This window comes from Actinokineospora alba (assembly GCF_004362515.1).
Lineage (GTDB): Bacteria > Actinomycetota > Actinomycetes > Mycobacteriales > Pseudonocardiaceae > Actinokineospora > Actinokineospora alba.
Genome location: NZ_SNXU01000001.1, coordinates 49,784 through 76,231 on the forward strand (window position 1 = coordinate 49,784; position 26,448 = coordinate 76,231).

The following is a 26,448-nucleotide window of genomic DNA, read 5'->3' on the forward strand; positions in this document are numbered from 1 at the left end:
CCGGAAACGATGCGCATGACACGAGCGGACGTTCCGGTCCCCCTTGTCCGGTCCGGTGAGGTGGCCAGCCGCACCGCCATCCGCCGGGCCAACCTCGGGTTGGTACTGCGTGACCTCAACACCCACGGGTCGCGGTCGCAGACCCAGCTCGCGGAGGATCTGGGGCTGCCCAAGGCGACGGTGTCGACGCTGGTCAGCGAGCTGATCGAGCTCGACTTGGTCTATCAGACCGACGCCACGAGGGCCGGCGCGGTCGGCAGGCCCCGGCAGACAGTGGAGCTGCGCGGCACGGCCTTCTGCGGCCTGGGCGTGGAGATCGCCGCCACCGGCGCCCGCGCGGTCGCGCTCGACCTGCGCGACGACGTCCTGCACGACCACGCCATCGCCTTCGACCGGGCCGACCCCGACACCGTGCTCGCCGCCGTCGCGGGACTCATCGACGACGCCCTCACGGTCCTGGGCGCGGCGGGCAGCCAGGTCCTCGGCGTCACCATCGCCGCGCCGGGCCAGATGGACCGCGACACGGGCGTGATCCGCTTCGCCGCCCCACTCGGCTGGTCGGAGGTGGCCCTGGTCGCCGGACTGACCGAGCGGCTGCCCGCGAACATCCCCCCGATACTCATCGACAACGACGCCCGGCTCGGCGCGGTCGCCGAGTACGCCGTGGCCCGCGCCGAGGGCATCCACGACCTGCTCTACGTGACCGGCGGACTGGGAGTGGGCGCCGGAATCCTGGTCGACGGGCAGATCCTGCGCGGCGCCATGGGCTTCGCGGGCGAGATCGGCCACCTGCCGCTGGGCAATCCCGACCTCGCCTGCCCGTGCGGACGCAACGGGTGCGTGGAGGCCACCGTCGCGGTGACGGCGTTTCTCGACGCCGTGGCCGACCCACCGCACGACTTGCGTGACCTCGAGCAGCTGATGACCGACCTGCGAGCTCGCGCCGACGCGGGCGACCCCGCTGTCCTGGCCGCGCTGGGGATGGTCGGGCAGGGCCTAGGCGTCGTCGTGGGCATGCTGATCGACGTGCTCAGCCCCCGAGCGGTAATCCTCGGCGGCTACTTCTCCTACTTCGGCGACCACCTCCTCACCCACGTCCGTGGTGCGGTGGAGGCGCGGGCCATCGCGGGCCAGGCGGGCGGCTGCGAGATCAGGACCTCCGGCTTCGGCTTCACCGGCCCCGCTCGAGGAGCCGCCCACACCGCACTGGAAGCCGTCTTCACGGACCCAGTCGCCTGCATGGAGCGCCTGAGCAAGTAGTCCTCATCCGCTCTTAACCCCCATGACAACAGCTACCTAAGGGGACCGTGACGCCAGACGACCCCGGCTACAACGCGACCGCGGGTGACCCGCGTCAGGACCAGGCTCAAAATTCCGGGGTGGCGGACTAGCACTTCGACCCGGAGGCCGAGATGACCCCGCCGTTCCCCCCATTTCCCCCGTTCCCGCCCGGGTTCGGCGGACACGGTCCGGGCGGACGCGGACGTCGCGGCCCGGGTGGGCGCCAGCGCCGCGGCGACGTCCGCGCGGCCCTGCTGACGCTGCTCAAAGACCGGCCGATGCACGGCTACGAGATGATTCAGGAGATCGCCCAGCGCACCGGCGGCTTCTGGAAGCCGAGCCCGGGCTCGGTCTACCCCACGCTGCAGTTGCTCGCCGATGAAGGCCTGGTCCGCGCGGCGGACGGGGACGGCGGCAAGCGCCTGTTCGAGCTGACCGAGGACGGGACCGCCGCCGTCGAGCAGTTCGGCGATACCGCGCCGTGGGATCACGTCACCGCGGGAGTCGACCCGGCCGAGGTCAGCCTGCGTGGCGCCATGGGCCAGTTCAGCGCGGCCGTCATCGGGGTCTCCCAGGCCGCGAACGCCCGGCAGAAGGCCAAGGCGATCGAGATCATCAACGAGGCTCGGCGCCAGCTCTACGCGGTCCTCGGCGAAGAGGACTAAGACAAGATCAGGCCGGTGGGCTTGCGCCGGATCAGGACCCGGTAGCCCACGGTGAACTCGAGTCCCGGCACCTCCGCGAGCGCGCGCGCCGCCACGGCCGCCGAGAACTCGATCCGCAGGACGGCCGCCATGCTCTCCCGGTCGGCGAAGCGCCACACCGTGGAGACCCGGTGGCGGGTGAACCCTTTGAGGTCGAAGAACTTGTCGACCTCCGCCGGGTCGTAATCCGGCAGGTCGGCCCGCATCCACCGGCCGTACGGCGGGCGCGCCGCGTCGAGATCGACGATCACCAGCGTGCCGCCGGGCCGCAGCACGCGGTCGGCCTCACGCAGTCCCGGGTCGCAGCCGGGGCCGAAGAAATACGCCGTTCTGGCGTGCACCACATCGAACGTCGCGTCGCCGACCGGCAGCTCCTGCGCCGACCCCGGCGCCACCGTGATCCCGGGCATCTTCGCGATCCGGGCACGGGCCCGCTCGACGAGCGGCGGATGTGGCTCGACCCCGAGCACCGATCGGGCCGCCGAGGCGAATCGCGGCAGGTGGAAGCCGTCGCCGCAGCCCACGTCCAGGACGTCGCCCGACCAGTCGCACAGGTCGCCGAGGAGTCGCCACAGCGTGCCCTCGGCGTCCTGGGCGCGGTTCTCGGTCTCGTAAACCTCGGGCCAATGCCAGATGTTGGGGCTCGGCACGATCTCCGACGCGCGCAACGACGTGATCAACCGTGCCCTAGCGCGCGCGACCATCCCCATACCACCCACATAAGCACAAATCAGGCGGGGACGAACAGGCGAAGCAGAAGCCAGGAGACAACAGCCGACGGAAGCAGCGAATCCATCCGGTCCATCAGGCCACCGTGCCCCGGCAGCAGCGTGCCCATGTCCTTCACGCCAAGATCGCGCTTGATCACCGATTCCACCAGGTCACCCAAGGTGGCGGTGGCGACGATGGCGATACCGAACAGCACGCCCTCCCAGACCTCGCCGCCCAGCATGAAGTGGACGGTGAGCGCACCCGCGACGACACCGGCGACCACCGAACCGCAGAAGCCCTCCCAGGACTTCTTCGGGCTGATCACCGGCGCCATCGGGTGCTTGCCGAACAGCACACCGGCGACGTACCCGCCGGTGTCGGAGCTGACCACGAGGATCATGAAGCAGAGCACCCGGGCCGCGCCGTCGGCGGGGACCACGAGCATCGCCGCGAAAGCGGCGAACAGCGGCACGTAGGCCGCGGTGAAGATTGACGCGCTCGCGTCACGCAGGTAGCCCTCGACACCACCGCGCAACCGCCACAGCAGACACGCCAGGATCGTCACCACGAACCCGGTGAGCAGGCCGTCGCGACCGAGTGGCCACGACAGCCACACCATCGCCTGGCCACCGATCAGCACCGGCCACAGCGCCACGTCGATCCCCGCGCCGCGCTTGAGCGCGCCCACGAGTTCCCACGTCGCCACCGCGACCGCGATCGCCACGATCCCGATGAACACATGCCGGACCGTGAGCAGGGCGAGCAGCACAGCCCCGCCGAGCACCACGCCGACACCGATCGCCGCGGGCAGGTTGCGGCCCGCGCGCGAGACGTTCGGCGCGGGAAGATCCGCGCTTCCGGCTGTCACCGGGTGGTCCCTAGATTCATGCTCCAGCTCCCCGACGGGCCCGGCCACCATCTCCGCGTACTCCTTGCCAGCTGTTCGAGGTCAGACCTCGAGCAGCTCGGCTTCCTTGTGCTTGACGATCTCGTCGACCTGGTGGACGTACTTGTCGGTCAGGTTCTGCAGTTCCTTCTCGGCGCGGACCACGTCATCCTCACCCGACTCGCCGTCCTTCACCAGCCGGTCGAGTTCTTCCTTGGCCTTGCGGCGGACGCTGCGGATCGAGATCTTGGCGTCCTCACCCTTGGTCTTGGCGACCTTCACCATCTCCTTGCGGCGCTCCTCGGAGAGCTGCGGGATGACGATGCGGATGATGCTGCCGTCGTTGCTCGGGTTGACGCCCAGGTCGGAGTCCCGGATCGCCTTCTCGATGGCGTTGAGCTGGGTGGCGTCGTACGGCTTCACGACCGCCATCCGCGCCTCGGGGACCGCGACGCTCGCCAGCTGGTTGAGCGGGGTCATCGAGCCGTAGTACTCGACGTGGATGCGAGAGAACATCGACGGCGTCGCGCGACCGGTGCGGACGGAGTTCATGTCCTCCTTGGCCACCGACACGGCCTTTTCCATCTTCTCCTCGGCGTCGAGGAGTGTCTCGTCGATCAAGGGGGCGCTCCTTAAATGCAGTGGGTCACGCTGACTTCGCGGGCGTACTGACCAGCGTGCCGATCCTCTCACCACGCACAGCGCGGGCGATGTTCCCCTCCGTCAGAAGGTTGAACACGATGATCGGCATGTTGTTGTCCATGCAAAGGCTGAACGCGGTCGCGTCGGCGACCTTGAGTCCACGCTCCAGCACCTCGCGGTGGGTGATGTCGGTGAACATCTTCGCGTTCGGGTCGAGCTTCGGGTCCGCGTCGTAGACACCGTCGACGGCCTTGGCCATCAGCACCGCGTCGCAGCCGATCTCCAGGGCGCGCTGCGCGGCGGCGGTGTCGGTGGAGAAGTACGGCATGCCGACCCCGCAGCCGAAGATGACCACGCGGCCCTTCTCCAGGTGCCGCTCGGCGCGGCGCGGGATGTAGGGCTCGGCGACCTGGCCCATGGTGATGGCCGTCTGGACGCGGGTGTCGATGCCTTCCTTCTCCAGGAAGTCCTGCAGGGCGAGGCAGTTCATGACGGTGCCCAGCATCGCCATGTAGTCGGCCCGGTCGCGGTCCATCCCGCGCTGGCTCAGCTCCGCGCCGCGGAAGAAGTTGCCACCGCCGATGACGATGGAGGTCTGCACGCCGCCGCGGACGACGTCGGCGATCTGCCGGGCCACCGCGTAGACGACGTCCGGGTCGACACCGACCTCGCCGCCGCCGAACATCTCGCCGCCCAGCTTGAGCAGGACTCGGCGGAAGCTGCCGTTCTGAGTCACGTAAGACCCCTCCTCGTGACTATGCCCCGCCCTCGGTCGGTACCGGGGACGGGGCATAACCCTAGTCACTGTGTTGCTGTTAGGGCCCGCTTAGGCCCTGTGTCAGGCCTGGCCGACCTCGAAGCGCGCGAAGCGGCTCACGGTCACGCCCGCCTCGTCGAGGATGGCCTTGACCGACTTCTTGGAGTCGACGACCGAGGACTGCTCGGTCAGCACGACGTCCTTGAAGAAGCCGTTGACCCGGCCTTCGACGATCTTCGGCAGCGCGGCCTCGGGCTTGCCCTCTTCGCGGGCGGTCTCCTCGGCGATGCGGCGCTCGGTCGCGACGACGTCGGCGGGCACCTCGTCACGGGTGACGTAGCGCGGCTTCATCGCGGCGATCTGCATGGCGACCGAACGGGCCACCTCTTCACCGTCGCCGGAGTACTCGACCAGCACGCCCACGGCGGGCGGCAGGTCGGAGGCGCGGCGGTGCAGGTAGGTGGTCGCGGGGCCGTCGAAGACGACGACGCGGCGGAGCTCGAGCTTCTCGCCGATCTTGGCCGAGAGGTTGTGCACGGCGTCGCCCACGGTGCCGCCATCGAGCTCGGCGGCCTTGAGGGTGTCGACGTCGGTGGCCTTGGTGTCGCGGGCGACGGCGACGATCTTGTTCGCCAGCGCCTGGAACTCCTCGTTCTTGGCGACGAAGTCGGTCTCGCAGTTCAGCTCGACCATGACACCGCCGTCGGCGGCGACGAGGCCCTGGGCGGTGGCGCGCTCGGCGCGCTTGCCCACGTCCTTGGCGCCCTTGATGCGCAGGATCTCAACGGCCTTCTCGAAGTCGCCGTCGGTCTCGGTCAGCGCCTTCTTGCAGTCCATCATTCCGGCGCCGGTGAGGTCCCGGAGCTTCTTGACGTCGGCCGCGGTGAAGTTCGACATCGTGCGTTTTCCGTCCTTCTTCGGTTACGCGCGTTCGCTTAGTTTGTGGCGCGATGGCCGCCCCGGACCGTGTGGTCCAGGGCGGCCACCGCGAGCCGAGATCAGGACTCGGCGGGGGTTTCGGTCGCGGCCTCGACCGCGGCGACGGCCTGCTCGCCATCGGCGGCGGCGGTCTCGGCACCCTTGAGCAGCTCCTGCTCCCACTCGGCCAGCGGCTCGGTGGCAGCACCCGCTTCCGGCTTGTCGGCGCCGTTGCGGGCACCCGAGCGCGCGATGAGACCGGCGGCGGCGGCCTCGGCCACCACCTTGGTCAGCAGCGCGGCGGAGCGGATCGCGTCGTCGTTACCCGGAATCGGGTAGTCGACCTCGTCCGGGTCGCAGTTGGTGTCGAGGATCGCCACGATCGGGATGTGCAGCTTGCGCGCCTCGCCGACCGCGATGTGCTCCTTCTTGGTGTCCACGATCCAGATGGCGCTGGGAACGCGCGCCATGTCGCGGATACCGCCGAGGGTGCGGTCGAGCTTGTCCTTCTCGCGGGTCAGCATCAGGATCTCTTTCTTGGTGAGACCCTGGAAGCCACCGGTCTGCTCCATCGACTCCAGCTCCTTGAGGCGCTGAAGACGCTTGTGCACGGTGGAGAAGTTGGTGAGCATGCCGCCCAGCCAGCGCTGGTTCACGTAGGGCATGCCGACGCGCAGCGCCTCGTTGGCGATGGCTTCCTGCGCCTGCTTCTTCGTGCCGACGAAAAGGATCGAGCCGCCGTGGGCGACAGTCTCCTTGACGAACTCGTAGGCGCGGTCGATGTAGGTCAGGGTCTGCCGCAGGTCGATGATGTAGATACCGTTGCGGTCAGTCAGGATGTAGCGCTTCATCTTCGGGTTCCAGCGGCGGGTCTGGTGCCCGAAGTGCACGCCGGAATCCAGCAGTTGCCTCATGGTGACGACGGCCATGGCCGGGTTCGCACCTCTTCATTTCGGGCGCGCCCGGCGGTTGGGCCGTGGCGCGCGTACTCGGTTGTCGCCGCAAGTCGGTGACCTGCAGGCCCTGGTGCCGTGCGGGCGGCCGAACCCGCTGGTGAGAACGGGACCGTCGATCGCCCTTTATGCCGCGGCTGCCACTGTCGGTGGCCGCGAACGCGCACTGGCACGCGAAGTCGCCTCATGTCGCCACGAGACGCGGATCGAAGTGTACGCCGGTCAGGGTCGGAATCGAGAATCGGAGCCCGCGGTTATCCACAGGGCCCGGATTCATCCACAGATCTGATCACGCCCTGGTGCCGCTGGATGGGCCCCGGCAGGCTTGTCGTATGCCCCTTCACCAGCGCGAACACCGCCGCCACCGCCACCGTGTGGTGATCTTCGCGGCGCTTCTGGGGGTGGTGGTGGGGGTGACGTCGGGGGCTGTGGCGGCGGGCTGGTTGTGGCAGGCGGGCGCGGGCCTGACCACCGGTCCTGAAGCCACCAGCTCCGCCGAAGTCGCCTGGGTCGGCCCGATCGGCGCAACCCCCGTTCATCGGGCCGTGCCGGGAGGCCCGAGCGATCCGACCCGACCACGCGGCAACGCCCTCACCCCGCCGGACCGCCCCACACCACCAGCCGACCCACCCAATGGCGGTCCCCCACCGGCGGACCTGCCCGATCACCGCCCCCCACGACCGGTTGATCCTGCGGACCACCACCTCGCACTACAGGCGGACCTGCCCGTTCACCGCCCCACACCACCAGCCGACCCTGCGAACCACCGCCTCGCACCACAGACGGACCCACCGCACCACCGACCCCCACGACCGGTCGGTCCTGCGGATCACCGCACCCTCCCGCCCGGTGTGGCCCACGGTGACGGCTCTTCCAATCCCGCCGGGCCGCCCGGCCGAGGCCGGGCCGCGGAGCCGGAGCCCTGGAAGCCGGAGCCGGGTCCGGGGCCTGAGCCTGGGCCTGGGCGTGGGCCTGGGCCTGGGCCTGAGCCGCCAGATGATGGCCGCTTCTCCTGGCCGCTTCCTCCACCCCACGAAATCGTGCGGCCGTTCCAAGCCCCATCGAGCCCCTATGGGCCCGGTCACCGCGGTGTCGACCTGGCGGCCGCGCCTGGGACGCCGGTCCTCGCCGCGGGCGACGGTGTGGTGGCGTTCGCCGGGCGGGTGGTCGACCGCGAGGTCATCGCCATCGACCACGACGCCGGTCTGCGCACCGCGTACGAACCGGTGGTGCCGTCGGTGGTGGCCGGGGCGCGGGTTCGCCGTGGCGAGCGGATCGGGGTGCTCGCCCCCGGCCACCCAGGGTGCCCCGCCGCCGCGTGCCTGCACTGGAGCGTGCGGCGCGACGGGATTTACCTGGAGCCCCTGTGGCTCATCCGCCCGCCGAGGGTGCGACTGCTCCCCGTGGAACCCGGCTGGGAGTCCGGTGCCTCAGACTTCCGCGACCTCGAGGAGTTTCGCGCGGAGGCGGAGGACGGCGCGGGTGTGCAGCTGGCAGACCCGCGACTCGGTGACGCCGAGGACGCGGCCGATCTCGGCGAGGGTGAGGTTCTCGAAGTAGTACAGGGTGACCACGACCCGGTCGCGCTCGGCGAGCCTGCCGATGGCCTCGGCGAGCTGGCGGCGGTTGTCCTGGTCGACGAGCAGCGCCACCGGGTCCTCGGCGGTCTCGTCCTCGAGCGTGTCGGCCAGCGAGGTCGATCCCCGCCCGGCGGCTGCGAGTTCGTCGAGCGCGACGACGCTGGTCAGCTGGAGTTGGGCGTAGACGTCGCGCAGTTCGCCGACTGTCAGGCCCAGTTCGCCCGCGAGCTCGGCGTCGTTCGGGGTGCGCTGGAGTTTGGCGCCGAGGCGTTCGATGCCGCGTTCGACCTCTCGGGCGCGGCCGCGGACGGTGCGCGGCACCCAGTCCTGGGCGCGCAGGTCGTCGAGGATCGCGCCGCGGATGCGCTGCATGGCGTAGGTCTCGAACTTGAGGCCGCGCTCCGGCTCGAACTTCTCGATGGCGTCGACCAGGCCGAAGATCCCGGACTGGATCAGGTCCGACACGTCGACGTGCGAGGGCAGGCCGGTGCCCACCCGTCCCGCCACGTACTTGACGAGCGGTGCGTAGTGCAGGACGAGCCGGTCCCTGAGCCCGTGCGCGCGCTGCTCGCCGAACTTGCGCCACAGGGCGACGATGCCCGCTTCGACGTCGTCGGCGGTGCGTTGGTCTCCGGGCAGCACGCCGGAGGTCTCGCCGGTCCCGAAGGAGACGGCGGTGCCGTTCACCGGGGGTCTCGATTCCGGGGACGGGGCCACCGGTGTCCGAGAACCTTCCCCGGTGTCACCGGGAACGGGGATGGGTTCGGTCATGGATCGCCTTCAGCCGTTCGACGGTCACGTGGGTGTAGAGCTGGGTCGTCGAGAGCGTAGCGTGACCAAGTAGCTCCTGGACGCTACGAAGGTCAGCACCCCCTTCGAGCAGGTGCGTAGCCGCGGAGTGACGAAGGCCGTGCGGGCCCATGTCCGGGGCGCCCGACACCGCCCCCAAAGCGTCGTGCACGATTCGCCGCACACTGGCTGGTTGCAGCCGTCCCCCACGGGTACCGAGCCACAGTGCCGGCGGGGAATCGTCGCGTGCAAGTGCCCGCCGACCCCGGTCAAGCCAGGTCGACACCGCGGCGGCGGCCGGAACCCCGAACGGGACCGTCCGCTCCTTGCCGCCCTTGCCCATCACCCTGAGTACCCGCGACCCCGAATCGACGTCGTCGATGTCGAGCCCGCAGAGTTCCGATACCCGGATGCCGGTGGCGTACAGCAACTCCAACAGCGCGTGATCACGCAGTGCCACCGGATCCAACTGCGCCGCGCCCGCCGCCGAGACCCGCATCAACTCCGACGCCTGGTCCTGCCGCAACACCGACGGCAGCGTCCGGTGCCGCACCGGAGCCACCAACCGCGACCCGGGATCGACGTCGAGGTGCTCGCGCCGTAGCGCCCATGCGGTGAACGTCCGCGCCGAGGCCGACCGCCTGGCCATGGTCGTCCGACTGGCACCGGCCCCCAACTGCGCCGCGAGCCACCCACGCAGCCCTTCAAGATCAAGCCCGACGCCGCGCAGTCCCGCCCCTGGCTGGATGGGGTGGTCGGTATGCCGCTCGGCGTCAGCGTTGTCGGCCTCGGTTCCGGACTCGGACTCCGCATCGGAGCTGTCGAGGAGGCCGTGGAGGTGACCGAGCAACGAGACCGCGTCGCCGACGTAAGCGCGGACCGTGTGCGGGGACAGGCCCCTTTCCAGGGCCAAATGGCGTTCGTAGTCGGCCAAAACCGTGCGGACCTCGCCCGGCAGCGCGGATCGGACCCGGTGGAGGTCGACCCGGCTTGATCCGGTGGAGGCGCGAGGCACCCCCTGACGCTGCGCCATGGCGGGGCCCGGGTCAAGCATCGCCACGCGGTCATGATCGAAGTCGGCACCACCCTTCTTCGCCGCGCGCGGCGAGTCCGGTGAGTTCCAACTCCGGCAGCAACGCTCTGACCCGCGACAACGGCACTCCCGACGCCGACGAGACCTGTTCGGGACTGAGCCCGCCCCGAGTTTTCAGTGCTTCGTGCACACGGAGAGCCTGATCACCCAACCCGTCGGTCGACCGCTTCGGCTTCTCCCGGGGCGTGACGAGGTCCGCGCCGACCTGCCCGACCGCCTCCAGGATCTCCGGCACCGAGCACACCACGGTCGCCGCCCCGAGCCGCAGGAGTTCGTGGCAGCCCAGCGACATCGCCGAGCCGATCGGGCCGGGCACCGCCAGCACGACCTTGCCCAGCGCCGCCGCCGTCGACGCCGTGTTCCGGGCGCCGCTGCGCACGCCCGCCTCGACGACGACCGTGCCCGCGCTGAGTGCGGCGATCAGCCGGTTGCGCACCAGGAACCGGTGTTTCGCCGGTGGCGTGCCCGGCGGGTACTCGCTGATCACCGCGCCGGTGTCGGCGATCCGGTCGAGCAGCCGGGAATGCGCCGCCGGGTACCGGACGTCGACTCCACAGCCGAGCACGGCGACGGTCGTGCCTTCGGCGCCGAGCGCGCCGCGGTGGGCGGCGCCGTCGATGCCGTACGCGGCGCCGGAGACGACTGTCGCGCCCGCCTCGGCGAGGCCGTAGCCGAATTCGGAGGCGACGTGTTCGCCGTAGCTCGTCGCGGCCCGGGCCCCGATGACGGAGACGGCACGCTGGAGCCCGTCGTCGAGTGCGACCGGGCCGCGCACCCACAGCGCGAGCGGCGGCCCGGCCCAGCGCAGACCGCGCCCGCACGCGTTGTGCAGGGCGAGCAGCGGCCAGCCGGGCCACTCGTCGTCCTCCGGGATGACCAGCCGCGCACCGGCCGCCGCCGCGTTCTCAAGGTCGGCCTCGACGTGGTCACGCGCGCTGCGGGCCGAGGTCTCGTCCCGAACCGGGTCCGGCACCTCCCCCGCCTTGACCCGCGCGGCGGCCTCCACCGGGCCGAGCGCCTCGACGAACATCGACAGCGCGGGCGCGGGCGGCTCGGCCACGCCCAGGAGGTAGGCGCGAGCGGCGCGAATAGGGTCGATCGTCATATCCATCCCCCAAACTCGCTTGTGGCCAAAGGGAATCGGCTCGATTGCTCGTCATGGTCCTTCGTAGGCAAGCTGTTCATCAGTGTTCCTTTGTGAAGTCGTTTTATGGCAAGGAGTTCACGCCGACCGGCGATCGCGGAACTCAAGTGCGGCCGCGACGTGGTCCGGGCTGGGCGTTGCCGACTCCGCCAGGTCGGCGAGAGTCCAGGCGATGCGCAGGCAGCGGTCGGCGCCCCGCGCGGTGAGGGCGCCGGTGTTGAGGCTGCGGTCGAGCAGGGCGGTGGTGTCGCGGGGTAAGGCGAATTCCCGGCGAAGGATCGGGCCGGGTGCTTCGGAGTTGGTCCGCCAGCCGTAGGCGGACCACCGGTGCGCCGCCCGGTCGCGGGCCTGCTCGACCCGCTCGCGGACCGTGGCGGTGGACTCCGGGTCGGCGTCACCGGCTCGCGACATCGCGGTGATCGGCCGCATCCGCACCCGCAGGTCGACGCGGTCGAGCAGCGGCCCGGAAAGCCTTGCCAGATAACGACGTCGGGCGTGTGGGGCGCAGACGCAGTCCGCTTCCCGCGACGGCGCGCAGGGGCAGGGATTGGTGGCCAGCACCAGCTGGAACGCGGCCGGATAGCGGACGACACCGTCGCGCCGGGCCAGGCGGATCTCGCCTTCCTCCAGCGCGGTCCGCAGCGCTTCGAGCCGGTTCGGGGCGAACTCGCAGGCTTCATCCAGGAAGAGGATTCCCCTGTGCGCCTTGCTGATCGCACCCGGCTTGGCCAGGCCCACGCCACCGCCGACGAGCGCGGGCACGGACGTCGTGTGGTGCGGCGCGATGAACGGCGGAAGGGTGATCAGCGGTGACTCCGCGGCCAGGTCGCCGGAGACGGAGTGGATGGCGGTGACTTCAAGGGCTTGCTCCCGGGCCAGTGGGGGCAGCAGACCTGGGAGTCGTTTGGCGAGCATGGTCTTGCCCGTGCCGGGTGGTCCGGCGAGCAGCAGGTTGTGCCCACCGGCCGCCGCGACCTCGAGAGCCCACCGGGCCTCGGGCTGGCCGAGCACGTCGGCGAGATCCGGCGGCGCGGCCCCGGTGTCGGCGGTGAGCGGCTCGGGCCGGGCCAGCTCACCCTCGCCGCGAGCCCAGGCGAGGACGTCGGTGAGGCTGTCGGCTCCGTAGACCTCCAGGCCGCCGACCAGCGACGCTTCCGCCATGGCGGCCGTGGGCACAATGGCCCGACGCAACCCGGACCGGCGAGCCGCGAGCATGCACGGCAGGACACCCCGGACCGTGCGCAGCCTGCCGTCGAGCGCGAGTTCGCCGAGGAGGACGGTGCCCAGCAGCAATTCCGGCGGTGCCTTGCGGTCGGCGACCAGGACGGACAGCGCGAGCGCGAGGTCGTAGCCGGAGCCGCCCTTGGGGAGGGCGGCGGGTGAGAGGCCGAGGGTGACCAGTTGGTCGGGCCACTGCAGCCCACTGTTGCGCACGGCGGCGCGAACCCGGTCCTTGGCTTCGTTGAGGGAGGCGTCGGGGAGGCCGACGATGGTGGTTTTGGGTTTGCCGCCACCGATATCGGCCTCGATCTCGACGGTGATCCCGTCGACGCCGAACAGGGCGATCGACCACGCGCGGGCAAGGACCATCAGGCCACGCCCCCAAGGGACGAAGAAGGCGGAACCGCACTGTGCGAGGCGAAGCTCAGCTGCGCATGGGACGAGCCGGCGGCAGCAAGAGAGGCCTGGGCCGGGCGGGCGACGGTGGAGTAAGGGGCGGTAGTGGGCGGTGAGGCGAAGGCGGCAGGTGACCGAATGACGGTCGACGGAACCGCGTCGAGCAGCGGCGCGGCCAGGGCGACGGCCGCAGACGGCACCCGAGCGGAGGGCGTTGGGGTGGCGGCAGCAGGGATCGAGGCAGCGGGGGTGAAGCGAGTCGGGGTGAGGACGGTGCGGCCGGAAGGAGCGGGTACGGGTCGGACCGTGATGGGAAGGGCGGTAGTGGAACCGGCGTCCACGGTCATGGGCAAGCAGCCGCCCATCAGAACGCCGCCTTGAGGTGGCGGATCTCCGGTGTCCCACCAGGCGTCCACAGCACCGACACGATGTCGAAGCGGGTTTCGCAGGGCAAGAGGCCGTGGTCTACCCGCCAGCGGGTGGCCAGGCGGCGGATTCGGGCGGCTTTGGCGTCCGTCACCGACTCGGTGGGGGTGCCGTAGGCGGTGGAGGTTCGGGTTTTGACCTCACAGACCACGAGCCGGGTGCGGTCGGTGAGGATCAGGTCCAGTTCGCCCTGGCGGCAGCGCCAGTTGCGGTCCAGCAGGACCAGGCCGGTGCTCTCCAGGTACCTGGCCGCGAGGACTTCGCCTTGGGCGCCTAGGTCGAGATGGGCGGGCATGGTGCTCCAGTCGGGATCGAGTGGTGTCGATCTCGACGGTGTCGCACCTCAGGGCCCGGCGGGAGTACCCGGTGCCTGCCTGTGGATTGGTGTGGACAGACCCGGAGAAGTCGATCTCCGGGTCACTTCTTTGTCGCCCGCTTGTGTTAGGTGCCGAAGGGGCCGTCTTCGGGCAGCCGGAGGTCCGGCTTGTCGAGTTCCTCGACGTTGACGTCCTTGAAGGTGATCACCCGGACGTTCTTCACGAACCTCGCGGGCCGGTACATGTCCCACACCCAGGCGTCGGACATGCGTACTTCGAAATAGACCTCGCCGTCGGCGTCGCGTACTTGGACGTCGACGCCGTTGGCCAGGTAGAAACGTCGCTCGGTTTCCACCACGTAGGCGAACTGTCCGACGATGTCGCGGTACTCCCGGTAGAGCGACAGCTCCATCTCGGTCTCGTACTTCTCGAGATCCTCCGCGCTCATGTGCCGCGCGCCCCTCCTGGTCGTGATGTCCCGCTCACTGCGGTGGTCCACCATTCTGAACCACGGCGGCCGCGGCCACACTCAGCGCCACCCGGTGTGGCGCGCGCAGGCCGTGGGTCAGCCCCGCCGCGGCTACGTTGGCGAAGGACCACCGGTGCTCGTGGCTTGGTCCGTGCTCTTCCAACGCGGCGGTGTGGATGCCGGTGCAGTAACCCTTGTGAACATCGAATCGGTACTGCGGCAACTGCTCGTGCAAGTCCTCCATGATGCGGTCCCGGGTGACTTTCGCCAAGACCGACGCCGCCGCGACGCACGCCGCGGCCTGGTCGCCCTTGAGCACCGGCACGCTCGGGGCCGTCAGGCCCGGCACGCGGAAGCCGTCGACCAGCACGTACCCGGGGTGGGTGCCGAGCCGGGCGACGGCGCGCCGCATGCCCTCGATGTTGGCGACGTGCACGCCCATCCGGTCGACCTCGGCGGTCGGCACGACGACGACCGCGTAATCGACCGCGCGCTTCTTGACCAGGTCGAACATCTTGTCGCGCGCCGCCGCCGTCATCAGCTTGGAGTCGGTCAGCCCGTCGAGCCGGTCGGCGTCGCCGGGGCGCAGCACGCAGGAGGCGATGACCAGCGGGCCCGCGCACGCGCCGCGACCCGCCTCGTCGACGCCCGCCACCGGGCCCAGGCCGCGGCGGTGCAACGCGGCCTGCAGGCTCCAGTTGCCCGCGTCGCGGCGGACCACGGCGCGGGGTGGGCGCAGGAAAGCGGTCATCGGGGCCTCACCAGGGTGCGCACGCGCCGACCCAGCCACAGCGTCGGCCACGCCGCCGCGATGCCCAGTCCCGCCGGAATCCCGGTTTGCCACGCGGGCGCGGACAGCGCCTGCGAGTGGTGGTCGCCGACGCCCTGCCACCGCGACGGCGGCAGGATGATCGCCCGCACCTTGCCGATCACGTTGTCCACCGGCACCAGTCCGTTCCCGCCGCCACCGCCCTGGCTGCGCGAGTCACCCGAGTTGTTGCGGTTGTCGCCCATCACGAACAGCATGCCCTGCGGAACCGTGATCGGACCGAACTGCGCCTGCTTGGGATCGCCCATGGAGGTGTCCCAGAAAATGTACGGCTCATCGAGGGGCTTCCCGTTGACAAGCACCCGGTTCTGCTCGTCACAGCACTCGATCGTCTGACCGCCCACCGCGGCGATCCGCTTGACGACGTCGTCCTCGTCGGGCGCCGCAAGCCCGAACAGCCCGCCGATGCTCTCCAGCCAGCTCACCACGACGTTGTCCGACCGCGAGGAGGTGAACTCCGGGCGGTTCCAGGTGGCGGGCCGCTTGAACACGACGACCTCGCCTGCCTCCGGCTCACCGAAGGTGTAGACGAGCTTGTCGACCAAGACCCGGTCGCCGTAGCACCCCGGGCAGCCGTGCAGCGTCTGCTCCATCGAGGCCGAGGGGATCACGAAGACCCGGGCGAGGAACGTCTGGATCAGGAACGTCAGAACCAGCGCGACCGCGATAAGGATCGGCAACTCCTGCCAGAAGGGCCGCTTCTTCTTGCTCTTGCGCGGTTTCGGCTCATCCTCGTCGAGGGGTTGGTCGGACACCGATCAAGCCTACCGGGGAGCCGAGCGACCACCGGCGGTGAGCATGCCCCGCACCCGGCGTCCCAGCCACAGCGTCGGCCATGCCGCCGCGATGCCCAGCCCCGCCGGAATCCCGGTCTGCCACGCGGGAGCCGAGAGCGCCTGCTGCGGGTTGTGGTCGCCGATGCCCTGCCAGCGCGACGGCGGCAGGATGATCGCGCGGGCCTTGCCGATGATGTTGTCGACCGGGACGAACCCGTTGACTCCACCGCCGCCCTGCGAGCGCGAGTCGCGCGAGTTGTTGCGGTTGTCGCCCATCACGAACACCATGCCCTGCGGGACGGTGATCTTCGCGAACACGTCCTGCTGGGCGTCCGGCGCGGGCATGTAGCGGTACGGCTCGTCGAGAGACTTGCCGTCGACCCTGACACGGTTCTGGTCGTCGCAGCACTCGATGGTCTGGCCCGCGACGGCGACGACGCGCTTGACGACGTCGTCCTCGCTCGGTTCGACCATGCCGAACTGCGAGCCGATGTCCTCGATCCACGCGACCAGCGCGTTGCTTGACCGGTTGTTGCCGCCGTGCTGGTCCCAGGTCGACGGACGCTCGAAGACCACCACGTCGCCCGGCTTCGGGTCGTTGAAGTAGTAGACGACCTTGTCGACCAGCACACGGTCGCCCGTGCAGCCCGTGCACCCGTGCAGGGTGCGTTCCATCGACTCGGACGGGATGACGAACACCCGCGCGATGAAGGTCTGGATGAGGAAGGTGAGGACCAGGGCGACCGCGATCAGGATCGGCACCTCGACCCAGAAGGACCGCTTCTTCTTGGCCCTACCAGCCTGCTCGCCCGATTCGGGCTGATCCGACTCCTGCATGTCCGGCTCCTGAGTGCCCGGATCGTCGACGGCGAGATTCTCGGCGCCGCGTCCATCCCCTGGCACGGCACCGTGTGCGTCCGACAACTAATCAGCCTTCCGTGATGTGAGAGCGATCTTCGCGCGACGGCCGATCCACAGCACCGGCCACGCGGCGGCCACGCCGAGACCGGCCGGGATCCCCTGCTGCCACGCCGCCGCCGCCAGGTCCGCGTCCCCTTGGGGGTTGTGGTCGCCGACACCGCGCCAGCGCGATGGCGGAAGCACGATGTAGCGAGCCTTGCCGATGACCTTGCCGAGCGGGACAACGCCGCGGATGCCGCCGCCACCCTGGAACCGGGAGTCGGAGGAGTTGCCGCGGTTGTCACCCATCACCCACAGCGTGCCCTCGGGCACCGTAACGCGAGCGAACTGCTGGCGCTCGTCGGGACCGCCGTGCTCCCAGTACACATAGGGCTCGTCGAGGGGCTTGCCGTCGACCAGCACGCGGTTCTGCTCGTCGCAGCACTCGACGGTCTGGCCGCCGACGGCGATGACCCGCTTGACGAAGTCGCGCTCGTCGGGCGGGGCCACCCCGATCAGCGAACCCATGTACTGCAGGCCGCGGACCAGCGGGTTGTCCGACCGCTTGTCGCGGATGTCGTTCTCGGTCCAGGTGTTCGGACCCTGGAAGACGACCACGTCGCCCGGGCTGGGGTCGCGGAAGTCGTAGACGATCTTGTCGACGAACACCCGGTCGCCGGTGCACCCGGGGCAGCCGTGCAGCGTCTGCTCCATCGAGCCGGACGGGATGGAATACACCCGACCGATGAAGTGCTGGATCGCGAAGGTGAGGAGCAGGGCCACCCCGGCGAGGACGAGCAGCTCGCGCCAGAGCGGCTGCTTGCGCGGCGGCCTGCGGTGCTTGCCCTGCCTGCGCCTGCGCTCCTCGTCGGTCTCCTCGGCGTCCGCCTCGGGCTCGGGCTCTGGCTTGCGCGGAACCGACGGCTTGGCGGCGGGCTCGGCCTTCGGCGGCACCACCGGCTTGGGCGGGACCACGGGCTTGGGCGGAAGCGTCGGCGCGGGTGCCTCGACCTTGGGGATGAGCTCGGTCTCGGCGTCAACGGGGCGACGCGCGATGCGCTCGGTGACGTGCGTGTCCGGCGGCGGCGCGTCGAGCCTGCGGGAAATCTGCTCGGTCACCTGGGTGGACACACCGGGGACCGGCGGCTTCGGCGGCTCTTCGGGCAGCGGCGGGAGGGTTTCCTCCGGCAGCGGCGTGCCGAACCAGAACTCGGGACTGACTGACTGCGGGCCCGAAGGCGGCGTCTCGGCGGCGCGTCGGATCGGCTCGGTGTAGGCGATCTCGGGAACCGCGGTGCCGTTGACCTTGGTGCCGTTGACCCGCTTGGCGCTCACCGGAGCCCCGTTGGTCTGGCCATGACGCTGGTCCGCCGTCTCCCCCTGGAAATGCCCGACGTGTGCCGCGCCTTCAGCAGGCAGCGGCACACGGCGGGAGGAACGGTCGACCACGCACGCCAGCGTACGTGAGCCGGTGTGCTGAGCGCGTCAGGAAGCGGTCTGAGGCTCGCGCTTCTCCTTGATCTTCGCGGCCTTGCCGCGCAGCTCACGGAGGTAGTACAGCTTGGCGCGCCGGACGTCGCCGCGCTTGGCGACCTCGATCTCGGCGATGTTGGGAGTGTGCACCGGGAAGGTGCGCTCCACGCCGACACCGAACGACACCTTGCGAACGGTGAAGGTCTCGCGGATCCCGCCACCCTGGCGACGGATGACGACGCCCTGGAACACCTGGACACGAGTACGAGTGCCCTCGATGACGCGGACGTGGACCTTCAGCGTGTCACCCGGGCGGAAGTCCGGGATGTCGGAACGCAGCGACTTGGCGTCCAGGGCATCCAGGGTGTTCATCGGTAGTCCGTCCTCGTCAATTCGGAGATGTTCGTTCGTCGCTCCCGGCCGCAGGCGGCAAGCCGCCGATGTGTCCAGCCTGGGAGTGGGCTTGTGAGGTGCGCGCTCGGGAAGACCCGGACGCGACAACTCAGGAAGTATGTCAGACGGGATCGTCGGACCGGAAATCGCCCCCTGGCGGGGCCTGCCGCAGCCGCTCGAGCAGAGCCCGGTCGTGCTTGTCCAGCGACTCGGCGGGCAGGGCCGCGAGCAGGTCGGGCCGACGCTCGAAGGTGCGCTCGATCGCCTGGTCACGGCGCCAGCGGTCGATCGCCTTGTGGTTGCCCGAGCGCAGCACGTCAGGCACCGCGCGGTCGCGCCAGACCTCGGGCCGCGTGTAGCTCGGGCCCTCCAGCAGGCCATCGGAGAACGAGTCCTGCTCGGCTGAGAGCGGGTTGCCCAGGACGCCGGGCAGCAGCCGGGCCACCGCCTCGACCATGACCATGACCGCGACCTCGCCGCCGACCAGCACGTAGTCGCCGATGGAGACCTCGTCGACCCGCATCCGGGTCGAGGCGTCGTCGATGACGCGCTGGTCGATGCCCTCGTAGCGGCCGCAGGCGAACACCAGCCGCGACTCGCCGGCGTATTCATGGGCCATGGCCTGGGTGAACGGCCTGCCCGCCGGGGTGGGCACGACCAGCCGGGGCGGCTCGCCCGCGCACACCTCGTCGAGCGCCTCACCCCAGACCTGGGGCTTCATCACCATGCCGGGACCGCCGCCGTAGGGGCTGTCGTCGACGCCCTTGTGCACGTCGTAGGTCCAGCGACGCAGGTCGTGGACGTCGAGGCTGAGCAGGCCGCGCTCGATGGCCCGGCCCAGCAGCGCGCCGCGCAGGGGGTCGAGGTACTCGGGAAAGATCGTGACAATGTCGATCCGCACCGCAGAAGGCTAGCCGCGCGTCTCCAGGCGCTGCGCGATGGCCGGGACCAGGTCGAGGAAGAGGTGCTCGAACCAGCGCATCAGCCCGCCGGGCAGGTCCAGCGGCGGCACCGGCATCGTGGCGCGCGCGTATTCCTGCTCTATGACCGGCCACAGGGCGTCCCAACGCTGACCGGACGGCGGGTGCCCGCTCGGCGCGGGCGGGTAGCCCACGACCTTGAGCTCGCCGTCGAGTTCGTGCAGCACCAGGTCGAGCAGCAGGAAGTACAGCGGCCCGGTGGCGGCGGCCGCGGCGGCGAGGCCGTGCCTGCGGACGAACTGGGGGTCCGTTTCGGCGGCGGCGGCCAGCCACTGCTCGGTGAGGACCAGTTGGGCGCCGAGGCGGTCGGCTTCGAACTCGTCCTCAACCGACCGGGTGTGGACCTCGACCTTGGAATCCACCGAGGTCAGCGTGGTGCGGCCGACCGGGGCGTGCTTGGCGACGATGTGGCCGTACTCGTGGCCGATGGCGAACCGCACCGACGCGTTGACCAGCAAGTCCAGCATCACCTCGCGGTGGCCGGTGAGCGGGGGCAGCGGCGCGGACCGCCACGGGTCGCCGTAGCGCAGGTGCGCGGCGAAGACGTCGGCCAGCGCGGCGAGCGTCTGCGGCCGGTCCAGGATCGGCGGCTCGCCGAACATCTGGGCGGACATCATATTGATCTTGAGGGTGAGGAAGACCAGGCCCATCGCGCCGCTGCTCATCAGGATGAGGTCGCCGCCCGCGGCCGGGGTGGTCCAGGCGTTGAGGTCACCGAGCGGGTAGAGGCCGGTGACGATCCGGCGCGGGTCGAACGACAGGTTCAGCGAGTGCGCCGCAGTCTCGACTTCCTCGACCCGGCGGTCCAGCGTGTCCTGCGCGGAGCTGAGCCTGCGCAGCGGCTCGGCGACGTGGTCTTCGGTGGCGGCGAGCAGGGCCCCGATGCGCTCGGCGGTGTTGTGCCCGCCCACGGCGGGGCCGATCAGCCTGCCGCTGAACCCGTCCCGCTGCACCAGCGCGAGATAGGTCGTGACCAGCTTCCTGGACCGCGTGCTCATCGCGGATCGAATGCGCCCCTGCCCGTGACGGCCTGGACTAAGGCGACGTCACGCAGGGACTGGACTAAGGACGGCACGACCTCGACGCGGGTCGGCGACGGCATGCCGCTCGTGTGCACGTTGTCTGACATCCGCCACCCCCAGGGTCGAAGCGGTCGCCAGACTAGCGGAGGCATTCACCCATCAGTGGGTACCCGGGACACGGGTTTATTCGATGAGTCCCTCGGGCGGGTCGAGCACCACGCGGCCGCCCTTGACGTCCACTTCCGGGACGATCTGGCGGACGAACGGCACCAGGACCTCTTCGCCGCTCGGACGGTTGATCACCAGCAGCTCACCGCCGAGGCCGTGAGCGATTTCCTTGACCTTGCCGACCTCGGTCCCGTCCAGGAGCACCGCGGACAGGCCCGCAAGCTCGTAGTCGTAGAACTCGTCGGGGTCGTCGATCGGGGCCAGCGTCGAGGGGTCGGCAAGCAGGAGCGCTCCCCGCATGTCCTCGGCGGTGTTGCGATCGGGGACTTCCTCGAAACGCACCAGCAGCCGCCCGGCGTGAGGCCGGGCGGCTGTGATGGTGAGCGTGCGCTTGGAGCCGTCCCGCAACTGGGCTGTCACCGACTCACCGAGCGCGAAACGCTGCTCGGGCGAGTCGGTGTGCAGCTCGATAGCCAGTTCGCCGGTGATTCCGTGTGCCTTGGCGACACGGCCGACGAGTACCAGCGCGTTCATTCGCTCCACAGTCCGATCAGTGATCGGTGTCGACCACGTCGACCCGGATACCGCGACCGCCGACACCGGCCATCACGGTACGAAGGGCCGTGGCGGTGCGGCCGCCCCGGCCGATCACCTTGCCCAGGTCCTCCGGGTTGACGTGGACTTCGAGCGTGCGGCCACGACGGGTCGTGACCAGCTCGACCTGGACATCGTCGGGGTGATCGACGATGCCGCGCACGAGGTGCTCGAGTGCGTCCGCGAGGGCACTCACTCGGCCGGCGCCTCGGTCTCGGTGGCGGCCGCGGCCGGTGCCTCGGCGTCAGCCTTCGGCTCGGCCTTCTTCGGCGCCGACTTCTTCTTCGGCGTGGTCGCGTCGGTCGAGGGCTCCTCGCCCGCGGCCTTGAGCGCGGCCTCGAACAGCGACTGCTTCGACGGCTTCGGCTCCTTGACGCGCAGGGTGCCCTCGGCGCCCGGCAGGCCCTTGAACTTCTGCCAGTCGCCGGTGATCTCCAGCAGGTTCTTCACCGAGTCGGTCGGCTGCGCGCCGACACCCAGCCAGTACTGGGCCCGCTCGGAGTCGACCTCGATGAGGCTCGGCTCTTCCTTCGGGCTGTAACGGCCGATCGTCTCGATCGCCTTGCCGTCACGACGGGTGCGCGCGTCGGAGACGATGATGCGGTAGTACGGCGCACGGATCTTTCCGAGGCGCTGCAGCTTGATCTTGACAGCCACGGGTTGGGGTGCTCCTCAAAGCTCTCGGTACTGCGATGTGTGAGCGCGGCGTTCCGAGTGGGGTCGGTCGGCCTTGCCCGAAGGTTCAGGCGTCACGGCACGGTGAGAGGGTCCGGCCATGACGGACAGCGGGTAATTGTGCCAGACGCGAGACGGGCTTGACGCCCTGGGTCACCCGACGAAGGCGGCGACCTCGACACCTGCCTGGTCGAGCGCCGCTCGGACGGCCCGCGCGTGATGCACGGCACCCGGTGTGTCGCCGTGCAGGCACAGCGACCTGGCGGGCATCAGGAGCACAGTCCCGTCGACGGCGACGATCTCCCCGGACACCGCGAGGCGCACCGCGCGGTCGACCACGGCGGCGGTCTCGGTGATCAACGCGCCCGCCTCGCCGCGCGGCACGAGCGTGCCCTCCGGGGTGTAGCCGCGGTCGGCGAACGCCTCGAAGACACACGGCAGGCCCACGGACTCGGCGGCGTCGAGCAGCCGTGAGCCGGGCAGGCCGAGGACGGGCAACTCGCCGAACGCGCGCACGGCGTCCGCGACGGCGGCGGCCTGGGCGTCGTGGTGCACCACGGCGTTGTAGAGCGCGCCGTGCGGTTTCACGTAGCCCACGGAAGTCCCGGACGCGCGCGCGATGCCGTCGAGCGCGCCGATCTGATAGAGGATCTCGTCGGCCAGCTGGGCCGGGTCGACGTCGATGAAGCGCCTGCCGAACCCCGCGAGGTCCCGGTAAGAGACCTGGGCGCCGACAGCGACTCCCCCGGCCGCCGCGGCCTGGCAGACCGCGCGCATCGTCGAGGCGTCGCCCGCGTGGAAACCGCAGGCCACGTTGGCGGAGGTGACGATGTCGAGCAGGGCGGCGTCGTCGCCGAGGCGCCACACGCCGAAGCCCTCGCCGAGGTCGGCGTTGAGGTCGAGAATCATGGCTGAATCACCCCGAGAGTGACCAGCAGGATGGCGAGAGCGGGCACGAAGTTGTTGATCTGGTGGGCGACGATGCTCGCGCCGAGCCTGCCGGTGTAGAGCCGTGCCAGGCCGATCGGGATGCCGACGACCAGCAGCAGCGAGGTGCGTAGCGGTTCCAGATGGGCGATCGCGAAGATCACGGTGGTCAGGCCGAACACCACCCAGCGGCCCATGTTCAACCGCTCCAGCGCCCCCCACAACAGGCCGCGGTAGATGATCTCCTCGCACACCGGGCCGATGAGCCACACATAGACGAACCACGTGATCGCGACGGCCACCGGCATCAACTGGCCGTCGACGAGCTGGCCGAGGGAGGACTTGGCGGCCTCCTCGCCGACGACCTTGGCCCACACGGTGCCCGCGATGGTGGTGATCACCAGGCCGAGCAGGCCGAACTTGAAGCCCGCCTTGAGGTCCTCGCGGGTGTACGACCACCGCAGGTCGACCTTCGGGCCGTTGCCGCGCACCTTGGTGACCAGCAGGGCCAGTAGGGTGGCCAGGGCGGTGGGAACCACGGTCCCGACGAGGACCACCGCGATCGAGTGAGTCTTGTTGAGTCCGTACATGCGCGCGAACGTGCCGATGACCACGGCGGTCAGGATGTAAACGCCCAATACCAGCAGGAACGCGCCGAATCCCCATTTGTGGTCTCGAACGACCGGCGTCTCCGCGGGAGTTTCCGTCACCGGGGTCATGATCGCCTCCCCCCGTGTCCGGATATGGCTATTCCAGTGTGGGGCAAGAGACTAGCCGCGGTGGGACGAGCGGGTTAACCGACCACCCGGCCGCGCAGCACGATCCGCTTCGGGGTGCGCAGGACTTCGAGGTTCTTGAAGGGGTCTTCGTCGAAGGCCAGTAGGTCTGCGGCTGCCCCTTCGGTGAGGCCGGGCCAACCCAGCCACGACCTCGCACCCCAGGAGCCCGCCGCGATGGCCTGTTCGGGGGTCATACCCGCCTTGTGGAGCGCGACGATCTCGTCGACCAGCCTGCCGTGGGCGATGCCGCCGCCGGCGTCCGTGCCCGCGTATACCGGGACGCCTGCCTCGACGGCTTCGGCGACCATGCCCGACGCGCGGGCGTGGAGGTCGAGCATGTGTTGGGCGTACTTCGGGTACTTGCCCGCGCCCGCCGCGATGCCGGGGAAGTTCTCGATGTTGATCAGAGTCGGGACCAGGGCCGTGCCGCGTTTCGCCATTTCGGTGATGACGTCGGTGGTGAGGCCGGTGCCGTGTTCGATGCAGTCGATCCCCGCGTTGATGAGCCCGGGCAGGGCGTCCTCGCCGAAGACGTGGGCGGTGACTCGAGCCCCGGCGGCGTGGGCGACTGAGATCGCTTCGGTGAGTACGTCGTCGGGCCAGAGTGGGGCGAGGTCGCCTTCGCCGCGGTCGATCCAGTCGCCGACCAGCTTGACCCAGCCGTCCCCGTATTCGACCTGTTCGGCGACGGCGGCGGGCAGCTGCTCGGGGTCGCCGACGTCGATGCCCAGGTGCGGGATGTAGCGCTTGGGGCGGGAGAGGTGCCTGCCTGCGCGGATGATGCGCGGCAGGTCCAGGCGCTCCTGCAGCGGGCGGGTGTCGATCGGCGAGCCGCAGTCGCGGATGAGCAGGGTGCCCGCGTCGCGGTCGGTTTCGGCCTGTTCGGCGGCGGTGTCGAGGTCGACCGGGCCCTGGGGGCCGATGCCGACGTGACAATGCGCATCCACCAGGCCGGGGACCAGGTAGCCGCCGTCGAAGACCGTTTCCGCACCCGGGACGGGCTGGGTGCGGACGCGGCCGTTGACGATCCAGATGTCTTGTTCGTCTTCGCCGGGCAGGATCACCCCGCGCAGATGCAACGCGGTCACTTGTTCTTGGGGAACTTCAGCTTCGACGGGTCGAAGCCGGGAGGCATCTGGTCGAGACCGCCGAAGCCGGGCGGCAGGCCGCCCTGCGGGCTGGGCGGCAGCTGCGTCAGGTCGGGCATCCCACCGGGGAAGCCGGGCATGCCGCCGCGCATCTTGGGCGGGGTCGGGCCGCGGCCCTTCTTCCCCTTTTTGCCCTTCTTGCCCTTGCCCGCGGCGCGACCGCCGGGCATGCCGAAGCGGCCCGCCATCTGCTGCATCATCTTCTTGGCGTCGTAGAAGCGGTTCACCAGGTCGTTGACCTCGCGGACCTGCACGCCCGAGCCCTTGGCGATGCGCAGTCGCCGGGACGCGTTGATGATCTTCGGGTCGTTGCGCTCGGCCGGGGTCATGCCGCGGATGATCGCCTGCAGCCGGTCGATGCTCTTCTCGTCGACCTGGGCCAGCGCGTCCTTCATCTGGCCGGCGCCGGGGAGCATGCCGAGCAGGTTGGCGATCGGGCCCATCTTGCGGACCGCGAGCATCTGCTCGAGGAAGTCCTCCAGCGTCAGCTCGCCGGTGCCGATCTTGGCCGCGGCCTTCTCCGCCTGCGCCTGGTCGAAGTGCTGCTCGGCCTGCTCGATCAGGGTGAGGACGTCGCCCATGCCGAGGATGCGCGAGGCCATCCGGTCGGGGTGGAACGCGTCGAAGTCTTCGAGCTTCTCGCCGTTGGAGGCGAACATGATCGGCATGCCGGTCACTTCGCGGACCGACAGGGCGGCGCCGCCTCGGGCGTCGCCGTCGAGCTTGGTGAGGACCACGCCGGTGAAGCCGACGCCGTCGCGGAACGCCTCGGCGGTGGTGACCGCGTCCTGGCCGATCATCGCGTCGACGACGAAGAGGACCTCGTCGGGCGACACGGCGGCGCGGATGTCCGACGCCTGGCGCATGAGTTCCTCGTCGACGCCGAGGCGGCCGGCGGTGTCGACGATGACGACGTCGTGCTGGGCGCGGCGGGCCTCGTCGAGGCTGTCGCGGGCGACCTTGACCGGGTCGCCGACGCCGTTGCCGGGCTCGGGCGCGTAGACGGCGACGCCCGCGCGCTCGGCGACGACCTGCAGCTGGGTGACGGCGTTGGGGCGCTGGAGGTCGCAGGCGACCAGCATCGGCGCGTGGCCCTGGCCCTTGAGCCAGCGGGCGAGCTTGCCCGCGAGGGTCGTCTTACCGGCACCCTGCAGACCCGCGAGCATGATCACGGTCGGCGGGGTCTTGGCCAGGTTGAGCCGTCGGGTCTCGCCGCCGAGGATGGCGACGAGTTCCTCGTTGACGATCTTGATGACCTGCTGGGCGGGGTTGAGCGCGCCGGAGACCTCGGCACCCTTCGCCCGCTCCTTGATCTTCGCGATGAAGGTGCGCACGACCGGCAGCGCGACGTCGGCTTCCAGCAGCGCGATGCGGATCTCGCGCGCGGTCGCGTCGATGTCGGCGTCGGTGAGCCGGCCTTTGCCCCGCAGGTTCTGCAGGACGGATGTGAGCCGGTCGGAGAGTGTGTCGAACACGAGTGTGGCGCTCCAGCCAATC

28 protein-coding genes and 1 pseudogene are annotated in these 26,448 nt (G+C 70.1%); 3 read left to right on the forward strand and 26 right to left on the reverse strand.

Annotated features, from left to right (window positions below; genetic code table 11):
- Window positions 1–9 precede the first annotated feature (9 nt).
- Together C8E96_RS00225 and C8E96_RS00230 are read left to right on the forward strand one after the other, a co-directional pair.
- On the forward strand, window positions 10–1,260 hold the full coding sequence (locus tag C8E96_RS00225; protein WP_091370975.1) for an ROK family transcriptional regulator: 1,251 nt from the start codon (window positions 10–12) through the stop codon (window positions 1,258–1,260).
- 152 nt (window positions 1,261–1,412) lie between these two features.
- Window positions 1,413–1,946: a PadR family transcriptional regulator gene (locus tag C8E96_RS00230; RefSeq protein WP_091370973.1), complete on the forward strand. Its 534-nt coding sequence runs from the start codon at window positions 1,413–1,415 to the stop codon at window positions 1,944–1,946.
- On the opposite strand, the gene C8E96_RS00235 is transcribed toward C8E96_RS00230, so the two are convergent.
- From C8E96_RS00235 to rpsB, 6 genes are all read right to left on the reverse strand, one after another.
- Window positions 1,943–2,695, reverse strand: a complete 753-nt coding sequence (locus C8E96_RS00235; RefSeq protein WP_091370970.1) for a class I SAM-dependent methyltransferase — start codon at window positions 2,693–2,695, stop codon at window positions 1,943–1,945. The genes C8E96_RS00230 and C8E96_RS00235 overlap by 4 nt on opposite strands.
- A 20-nt stretch (window positions 2,696–2,715) precedes the next feature.
- Window positions 2,716–3,564: a phosphatidate cytidylyltransferase gene (locus C8E96_RS00240; protein ID WP_228769703.1), complete on the reverse strand. Its 849-nt coding sequence runs from the start codon at window positions 3,562–3,564 to the stop codon at window positions 2,716–2,718.
- Between the two features lie 81 nt (window positions 3,565–3,645).
- On the reverse strand, window positions 3,646–4,203 hold the full coding sequence (frr, locus tag C8E96_RS00245) for a ribosome recycling factor (protein WP_091370966.1): 558 nt from the start codon (window positions 4,201–4,203) through the stop codon (window positions 3,646–3,648).
- 25 nt (window positions 4,204–4,228) lie between these two features.
- The gene (gene pyrH, locus C8E96_RS00250; RefSeq protein ID WP_091370964.1) at window positions 4,229–4,960 is read right to left on the reverse strand and encodes a UMP kinase; all 732 of its coding nucleotides are present in this window, start codon (window positions 4,958–4,960) and stop codon (window positions 4,229–4,231) included.
- A 102-nt stretch (window positions 4,961–5,062) separates the two neighbouring features.
- Window positions 5,063–5,878 carry a translation elongation factor Ts gene (gene tsf, locus C8E96_RS00255; RefSeq protein WP_091370962.1) on the reverse strand — a complete coding sequence of 272 codons (816 nt, stop codon included), beginning with the start codon at window positions 5,876–5,878 and terminating at the stop codon, window positions 5,063–5,065.
- A gap of 101 nt (window positions 5,879–5,979) precedes the next feature.
- Window positions 5,980–6,828: a 30S ribosomal protein S2 gene (rpsB, locus tag C8E96_RS00260; RefSeq protein ID WP_091370961.1), complete on the reverse strand. Its 849-nt coding sequence runs from the start codon at window positions 6,826–6,828 to the stop codon at window positions 5,980–5,982.
- Between the two features lie 356 nt (window positions 6,829–7,184).
- On the opposite strand from rpsB, the pseudogene C8E96_RS33810 reads away from it, so the two are divergent.
- Window positions 7,185–8,204 (forward strand): annotated as a pseudogene (locus C8E96_RS33810) (M23 family metallopeptidase); the annotation flags it as partial.
- 78 nt (window positions 8,205–8,282) lie between these two features.
- Here C8E96_RS33810 and C8E96_RS00270 read toward each other — a convergent pair.
- The 20 genes from C8E96_RS00270 to ffh form a co-directional block, all read right to left on the reverse strand.
- Entirely contained in the window at window positions 8,283–9,203 is a 921-nt protein-coding gene (locus C8E96_RS00270) for a FliA/WhiG family RNA polymerase sigma factor (protein WP_091370959.1), read from the reverse strand.
- Window positions 9,175–10,254 (reverse strand): tyrosine recombinase XerC, encoded by a 1,080-nt coding sequence (locus C8E96_RS00275; protein WP_091371419.1) that lies wholly within the window; start codon window positions 10,252–10,254, stop codon window positions 9,175–9,177. The genes C8E96_RS00270 and C8E96_RS00275 overlap by 29 nt, the downstream gene beginning before the upstream one ends.
- A 31-nt stretch (window positions 10,255–10,285) precedes the next feature.
- On the reverse strand, window positions 10,286–11,419 hold the full coding sequence (gene dprA, locus C8E96_RS00280; RefSeq protein ID WP_091370957.1) for a DNA-processing protein DprA: 1,134 nt from the start codon (window positions 11,417–11,419) through the stop codon (window positions 10,286–10,288).
- A 117-nt stretch (window positions 11,420–11,536) separates the two neighbouring features.
- Window positions 11,537–13,048 carry a YifB family Mg chelatase-like AAA ATPase gene (locus C8E96_RS00285; protein WP_091370956.1) on the reverse strand — a complete coding sequence of 504 codons (1,512 nt, stop codon included), beginning with the start codon at window positions 13,046–13,048 and terminating at the stop codon, window positions 11,537–11,539.
- 391 nt (window positions 13,049–13,439) lie between these two features.
- Window positions 13,440–13,796: a YraN family protein gene (locus C8E96_RS00290; protein ID WP_091370954.1), complete on the reverse strand. Its 357-nt coding sequence runs from the start codon at window positions 13,794–13,796 to the stop codon at window positions 13,440–13,442.
- Window positions 13,797–13,942: 146 nt separating this feature from the next.
- On the reverse strand, window positions 13,943–14,266 hold the full coding sequence (locus tag C8E96_RS00295) for a DUF2469 domain-containing protein (RefSeq protein WP_091371416.1): 324 nt from the start codon (window positions 14,264–14,266) through the stop codon (window positions 13,943–13,945).
- Between the two features lie 34 nt (window positions 14,267–14,300).
- Entirely contained in the window at window positions 14,301–15,038 is a 738-nt protein-coding gene (locus C8E96_RS00300; protein ID WP_091370952.1) for a ribonuclease HII, read from the reverse strand.
- Window positions 15,035–15,871 (reverse strand): signal peptidase I, encoded by an 837-nt coding sequence (lepB, locus tag C8E96_RS00305; RefSeq protein WP_091370951.1) that lies wholly within the window; start codon window positions 15,869–15,871, stop codon window positions 15,035–15,037. The genes C8E96_RS00300 and lepB (C8E96_RS00305) overlap by 4 nt, the downstream gene beginning before the upstream one ends.
- A 9-nt stretch (window positions 15,872–15,880) precedes the next feature.
- The gene (gene lepB / locus C8E96_RS00310; protein ID WP_091371413.1) at window positions 15,881–16,729 is read right to left on the reverse strand and encodes a signal peptidase I; all 849 of its coding nucleotides are present in this window, start codon (window positions 16,727–16,729) and stop codon (window positions 15,881–15,883) included.
- Window positions 16,730–16,816: 87 nt separating this feature from the next.
- Entirely contained in the window at window positions 16,817–17,749 is a 933-nt protein-coding gene (gene lepB / locus C8E96_RS00315; RefSeq protein WP_091371410.1) for a signal peptidase I, read from the reverse strand.
- Window positions 17,750–18,277: 528 nt separating this feature from the next.
- Window positions 18,278–18,637: a 50S ribosomal protein L19 gene (gene rplS, locus C8E96_RS00320; RefSeq protein WP_091370949.1), complete on the reverse strand. Its 360-nt coding sequence runs from the start codon at window positions 18,635–18,637 to the stop codon at window positions 18,278–18,280.
- Between the two features lie 142 nt (window positions 18,638–18,779).
- Window positions 18,780–19,559, reverse strand: coding sequence for a tRNA (guanosine(37)-N1)-methyltransferase TrmD (trmD, locus tag C8E96_RS00325; protein WP_091370948.1), 780 nt, complete (start codon window positions 19,557–19,559; stop codon window positions 18,780–18,782).
- Window positions 19,560–19,568: 9 nt separating this feature from the next.
- Window positions 19,569–20,636, reverse strand: a complete 1,068-nt coding sequence (locus C8E96_RS00330) for a M48 family metalloprotease (protein ID WP_091370946.1) — start codon at window positions 20,634–20,636, stop codon at window positions 19,569–19,571.
- Between the two features lie 207 nt (window positions 20,637–20,843).
- Entirely contained in the window at window positions 20,844–21,362 is a 519-nt protein-coding gene (rimM, locus tag C8E96_RS00335) for a ribosome maturation factor RimM (RefSeq protein ID WP_091370944.1), read from the reverse strand.
- 16 nt (window positions 21,363–21,378) lie between these two features.
- A complete protein-coding gene (locus tag C8E96_RS00340; RefSeq protein WP_054050002.1) occupies window positions 21,379–21,618 on the reverse strand; it encodes an RNA-binding protein in 240 nt (79 codons plus the stop codon).
- Window positions 21,615–22,079, reverse strand: a complete 465-nt coding sequence (gene rpsP / locus C8E96_RS00345) for a 30S ribosomal protein S16 (protein WP_091370942.1) — start codon at window positions 22,077–22,079, stop codon at window positions 21,615–21,617. The genes C8E96_RS00340 and rpsP overlap by 4 nt, the downstream gene beginning before the upstream one ends.
- 171 nt (window positions 22,080–22,250) lie before the next feature.
- The gene (locus C8E96_RS00350) at window positions 22,251–23,006 is read right to left on the reverse strand and encodes a LamB/YcsF family protein (RefSeq protein WP_091370940.1); all 756 of its coding nucleotides are present in this window, start codon (window positions 23,004–23,006) and stop codon (window positions 22,251–22,253) included.
- A complete protein-coding gene (locus C8E96_RS00355; RefSeq protein WP_091370938.1) occupies window positions 23,003–23,743 on the reverse strand; it encodes a CPBP family intramembrane glutamic endopeptidase in 741 nt (246 codons plus the stop codon). Before C8E96_RS00355 ends, C8E96_RS00350 begins: the two co-directional genes overlap by 4 nt.
- Before the next feature lie 74 nt (window positions 23,744–23,817).
- Window positions 23,818–24,891 (reverse strand): amidohydrolase family protein, encoded by a 1,074-nt coding sequence (locus C8E96_RS00360; protein ID WP_166657838.1) that lies wholly within the window; start codon window positions 24,889–24,891, stop codon window positions 23,818–23,820.
- Entirely contained in the window at window positions 24,888–26,426 is a 1,539-nt protein-coding gene (gene ffh / locus C8E96_RS00365) for a signal recognition particle protein (RefSeq protein ID WP_091370936.1), read from the reverse strand. The genes C8E96_RS00360 and ffh overlap by 4 nt, the downstream gene beginning before the upstream one ends.
- Between the last annotated feature and the right edge of the window lie 22 nt (window positions 26,427–26,448).